General features: G+C 69.8%; 1 protein-coding gene. It reads left to right on the plus strand.

Annotated elements, in window-relative coordinates; all coding sequences use genetic code 11:
• Window positions 1-74: 74 nt before the first annotated feature.
• Window positions 75-5,584 (plus strand): non-ribosomal peptide synthetase (locus G5C51_RS39470; RefSeq protein WP_240930238.1); only part of this gene is annotated, 5,510 nt, incomplete at its 3' end.

The raw sequence follows: 5,584 nt of genomic DNA on the forward strand, positions 1-5,584 counted from the left end.
CGGTCGGGGAGTTGGCGGCTGGGCTGGACGGGGTGCCGTCGGTGGTGGTGGGGCCGGGGGATGTGGCGTATGTGATGTTCACGTCCGGGTCGTTGGGGGTGCCGAAGGGTGTGGTGGCCACGCATGGGGCGGTGGCTGCGCTGGCGTCGGACGGGTGTTGGGGCGAAGCGGGCCGGGTGCTTTTTCATGCGCCGCATGCCTTTGATGCGTCGACGTTTGAGTTGTGGGTGCCGTTGGTCCGTGGCGGATGTGTGGTGGTGGCGCCGCCGGGTCGGGTGGATGCGCGGGTGTTGGCAGGTTTGGTGGCTGAGCACGGTCTGGGTGCGGTGCATGTGACGGCGGGGCTGTTGGGGGTGCTGGCGGAGGAGGATGCCGGCTGTCTGGCTGGTGTGGCCGAGATTTTGACCGGCGGGGATGTGGTGTCGGCGGCTGCGGTGGAGCGGGTGCGGGCTGCGTGTGGGCCGTCGGTGGTGGTGCGGCATTTGTACGGGCCGACTGAAGTGACGTTGTGCGCCACGACGTTCGTGATCGAGCCCGGCGAAGCGATGCCGGGGGTGTTGCCGATCGGGCGGCCGCGGGAGAACACCCGGGTCTTTGTGCTGGATGAGTTCCTGCGGCCGGTGCCGGTGGGTGTGATGGGCGAGTTGTATGTGGCCGGTTCGGGGTTGGCGCGTGGCTATCTGGGGCGGCCGGGTCTGACCGCGGAGCGGTTTGTTGCCTGCCCGTTCGGTGTGGATGAGCGCATGTATCGGACGGGGGATCTGGCTCGCTGGACCTCTGCAGGGGAGTTGTTGTTCGGCGGGCGGGCGGATGAGCAGGTGAAGATCCGTGGGTTCCGGGTGGAGCCCGGCGAGATCGAAACCGTCCTCGCCGCCCACGACGCGGTGGGCCAGGTGGCCGTGATCGTCCGGGAGGACCGTCCGGGCGACAAACGCCTCGTCGCCTACGTGACCCCCACCCACGACGGCCTCGACGCCGACACAGTGCGCGACTTCGCCGCTGCCCGGCTGCCCGAGTACATGGTCCCGGCTGTCATGCCTCTCGAAGCGTTGCCACTCACCTCCAACGACAAGCTGGACCGGGCCGCGCTGCCCGCCCCCGACTACGCCGGCATGGCGGAGGGCCGTGGGCCGGCGTCTGCGGTGGAGGAGGTCTTGTGCGGTCTGTTCGCCGAGGTGTTAGGCCTGGAGAAGGTCGGTGCGGAGGTGTCGTTCTTCGCGCTGGGTGGTGACTCGTTGCTGGCGATGCGGCTCATCGCCCGTATCCGCGCGGCCCTGGACATCGAGGTGAGTATTCGAGGGCTCTTTGCTTCGCCGACGGTCGCTGGCGTGGCCCGGCTGATGGACGCCGGAGCAGGCGAGAGCCGGGCTGCCTTGCGGCCGCAGTCGCGGCCTGAGGTGTTGCCGTTGTCGTTCGCGCAGCAGCGGATGTGGTTCCTGAACCGGCTGGAGGAGACGGATCAGGGCGCCGGCGCGGCGTACAACATGCCCTTCGCATTACGGATGACCGGCGAGCTGGATGTGGCGGCGCTGGAGGCGGCGCTCGGCGATGTCGCCGACCGGCACGAGAGCCTGCGGACGGTCTTCCCTGAAACCGATGGTGGCGCCTGCCAGGTGGTGCTGGAGGGTGCCGCCGGCCGGCCCTCGCTGGTGGCCGTCGAGACCATCGGGGGAGAGGCTGAAGCCGTACTCGCGGCTCAGGCGGCTCGTGGTTTTGATCTGAGTGTGGACCTGCCCTGGCGGATCAGTCTGCTGGTGACCGGCCCGTCCGAGTATGTGCTGGTCATCGTGGCGCATCACATCGCGGTGGACGGCTCGTCGATGGCCGTGCTGGCGAAGGACCTGGAGGTCGCGTACGTGGCCCGGCGGGCCGGCCGGGCGCCGGAGTGGTCGCCGTTGCCGGTGCAGTACGCCGACTATGCGCTGTGGCAGCGCGAGGTACTGGGGGAGCTCGATGATGCGGAGAGCGTGATCAGCAGGCAACTGGCGTATTGGCGGGAGGCTTTGGCAGGGGCTCCGCAGGAACTGGCGCTGCCGACGGACCGGCCGCGGCCCGCAGTCTCGTCCTTCCGGGGCAACACAGTGCCGCTACAGGTGGACGCACAAACCCATGCCGGGTTGGCGCAGGTCGCGCAGCAGGGGAGCGCGACGCTGTTCATGGTGGCGCAGGCGGCTGTGGGGCTGCTGCTTTCGCGGGTGGGTGCCGGTAGCGAGATTCCTCTCGGCACCGCCATCGCCGGGCGGGGGGATGCGGCGCTGGATGACCTGGTGGGGTTCTTCGTGAACACGCTGGTGCTGCGTACGGATGTGAGTGGCGATCCGTCGTTCACGGAGCTGTTGTCCCGGGTGCGGGAGGCGGACCTGGGGGCGTATGCCCATCAGGATGTGCCGTTCGAGCGGCTGGTGGAGGACCTCAATCCGTCGCGGTCGCTGTCCCGTAATCCGCTGTTCCAGGTGATGCTGGCGCTGCAGGCCGCTGGCGAGGAGCGGTGGGAGCTGCCGGGGCTGGACGTCGAGCCGATGTCTGCGACAGGTGATGGGGCGGCTCGGTTCGACCTCTCCGTGACCTTGGTTGAGCAGCGTGATGAGGGCGGTGCGCCGGCGGGGATCTTTGGCGGGATTCTGTATGCCACGGATCTGTTTGACGAGGTTACGGCGCGGGCGCTTGCCGATCGGTTGGTGCGGGTGTTGGAGCAGGTTGCGGCGCGGCCGGACGCGCGGGTCAGCGAAATCGACGTAATGGAGGCCGCTGAGCGGTCGCTGGTGGTCGATGCGTGGAATGACACGGCGCAGCCGGTGCCAACTGGATCGCTGGTGGAGCTCTTTGAAGCCCAAGCGGCGCGGTCGCCGGGTGCTGTCGCCGTCCGTTACGAGGCTGAGGCGCTCTCGTACACCGAGCTGGAGGTGCGGGCGAATCGGCTGGCGCGGTATCTGCGTGACTGTGGGGTGGGCCGGGAGAGTCGCGTCGGTCTCCGGCTGCCGCGCGGGGTGGACATGGTCGTGGCGATTCTCGCGGTGTGGAAGGCCGGGGCTGCGTATGTGCCGCTGGACCCGGACTACCCCGCCGACCGGCTGGACTTCATGGTCGCCGACAGCGGCGCTGAGCTGGTGTTGGATGCCGCCTTCTTGGGCGAGGTAGCGGACTCTGTTGCGGCGGAGTCGGGTGAGCCGCTGGCGGAGCTCATTGATGCGCGCCAGTTGGCGTATGTGATCTATACGTCGGGGTCGACGGGCCGTCCGAAGGGTGTCGCGGTCGCGCATGGCGGCGTGGCGAATCTCGCCGAGATGATGAGGCCGGTGCTGGGGGCGGCTGCGGGTGAGGTCGCGTTGCAGTTCGCGTCCTTCAGCTTCGACGCCGCAGTACTGGATGTCGCGGTCACGCTGACTTCAGGTGGGACGCTGGCGATTGCTGCCAGTTCTGAGCGTACGGAGCCGGAGCTGCTGGCCGAAATGATCCGCACATCGGGCGTCACCGTGGCCAGCGTGGTGCCATCGCTGCTGGGGGTGCTGAACCCGGCGTCGGTGCCGGACGTGCGCAACTGGGTGCTCGGAGCGGAGCGGTTGAGTGCCGATCTGGCGGCCCGCTGGACCGGTCAGGCCCACGTGTGGAACACCTACGGGCCGACCGAAGCCACCGTCATCACCACCGCTGTGCCAGTGGATGCAGGCATCACTGCCGAGGATGTGCCGCCGGCGATCGGTCGTCCGCTCGGCAACACGCAGGTGTTCGTGCTGGACGACTTCCTGCAGCCGGCCCCGCCCGGCGTGACGGGCGAGCTCTACGTGGCCGGGGCGGGGCTGGCCCGCGGCTACGTAGGCCGCCCCGACCTGACCGCCGAACGATTCGTCGCCTGCCCCTATACGCCAGGCGAGCGGATGTACCGGTCCGGGGACCTGGCCCGCTGGACCACCGACGGCACCCTGCTGTTCGCGGGACGGGCGGATGAGCAGGTCAAGATCCGCGGCTTCCGGGTGGAGCCCGGCGAGATCGAATCCGTCATTGCCGCGCACCCGACCGTCTCGCAGGCGGCGGTGATCGTCCGGGAGGACCGGCCGGGCGAGCAGCGGCTGGTCGCCTACGTCATCCCGGCCGTCGACGCGGAGCTCGATGCCGCAGCACTGCGCGAGCACGCCGCGGCTCGCCTGCCGGAGTACATGATCCCGACCGTCGTCCCCCTGGAGGCACTGCCGCTCACCCCGAACGGCAAGCTTGATCGTTCGGCGCTGCCCGCTCCCGACTTCGCGGGTGCGGCAGCAGGCCGCGAGCCCGCGACTCCTCTTGAGGAGAAGCTCTGCGCGCTCTTCGCTGACGTGCTGGGCCGGGAAGACGTCGGCGTCGACGACTCCTTCTTCGAGCTCGGCGGCGACTCGATCATGTCGATGCTCCTGGTGTCGCGTGCCCGCCGAGCCGGGCTGGTGATCACCGCCCGGCAGGTCTTCGAGCGCCTCACGCCCGCCGGCCTGGCAGCCGTCTCCGGCTCGGTGGTGGACGGTGCCGCTACTGCTGGCGACTCCGGCATCGGGCAGATACCCCTGACGCCCGTCATGCACGAACTCCTCGACCGCGCCGGCCCGGACAAGGTGGGCCAGGCAGTCCAGACCAGCCTCGTGGCCGCCCCGGCCGGCCTCGACTTTGCGACCCTGACCCAGGCCGTACAAGCACTGGTCGACCACCACGACATCCTCCGCGCCCGCCTCGAAGTCGCCCCGCAGCGGCAGCTGCTCGTACCCGAGACGGCGTCGGCGGAAGCATGGGTGCATCGCGTCGATGCCGCCGGGCTGGATGATGACGAGCTGCACCAGCGGATCGACGAGGAGTCCCGGGCCGCTACCCGCCGGCTGGACCCATCGGCCGGGGTGATGGGGCAGATCGTCTGGTTCGACGGTGGGCCGGAGGCGCCCGGGCAGCTGCTGATCGTCATCGATCACCTGGTCGTGGACGGAGTCTCCTGGCGCGTACTGCTGCCGGACCTGGCGGAGGCCTATACGGCACTGGCCGCCGGCAGCGACGTAACACTCGAGCCGGTGCCGACGTCCTTCCGGCACTGGGCGCGCGAGCTGTCCGCACAGGCAGCGAGCGAGGAGCGGCTGGCAGAACTGCCGCAGTGGACAGCGGCCCTCCAAGCCCCCGACCCGCTGCTGACCACCCAACCCGTGGACCCGGCCCGTGACGTCGAAAGCACGATGCGCCAGCTCTCGGTGGAGGTCTCCGCCGAGGTCACAACAGCGCTGCTGACCACCGTCCCGGCCGCCTTCCACGCCGGCATCGACGACATCCTCCTCACCGGCCTGACCGCGGCCATCGCCGAACGGACGGGCCGGCACTCCGCCGGCTGCCTCGTGGATGTCGAGGGCCATGGCCGTATCCCCCGGAACGACCATGACGATCTGTCCCGCACGGTGGGCTGGTTCACCAGCGCCCACCCGGTACGGCTCGATGTCGGTGCGGGCGAGGCCGGCGAGATACGGGCCGGTGGCGCGGCCGCCGGCCGGGCCGTCAAGCGAGTCAAGGAGCAGCTGCGCGCCGTCCCCGGCGACGGCCTCGGCTACGGCATGCTCCGCCACCTCAACCCCGACACCGCCCC

The sequence above is a fragment of the Streptomyces coryli genome (assembly GCF_011044975.1).
GTDB lineage: Bacteria > Actinomycetota > Actinomycetes > Streptomycetales > Streptomycetaceae > Streptomyces > Streptomyces coryli.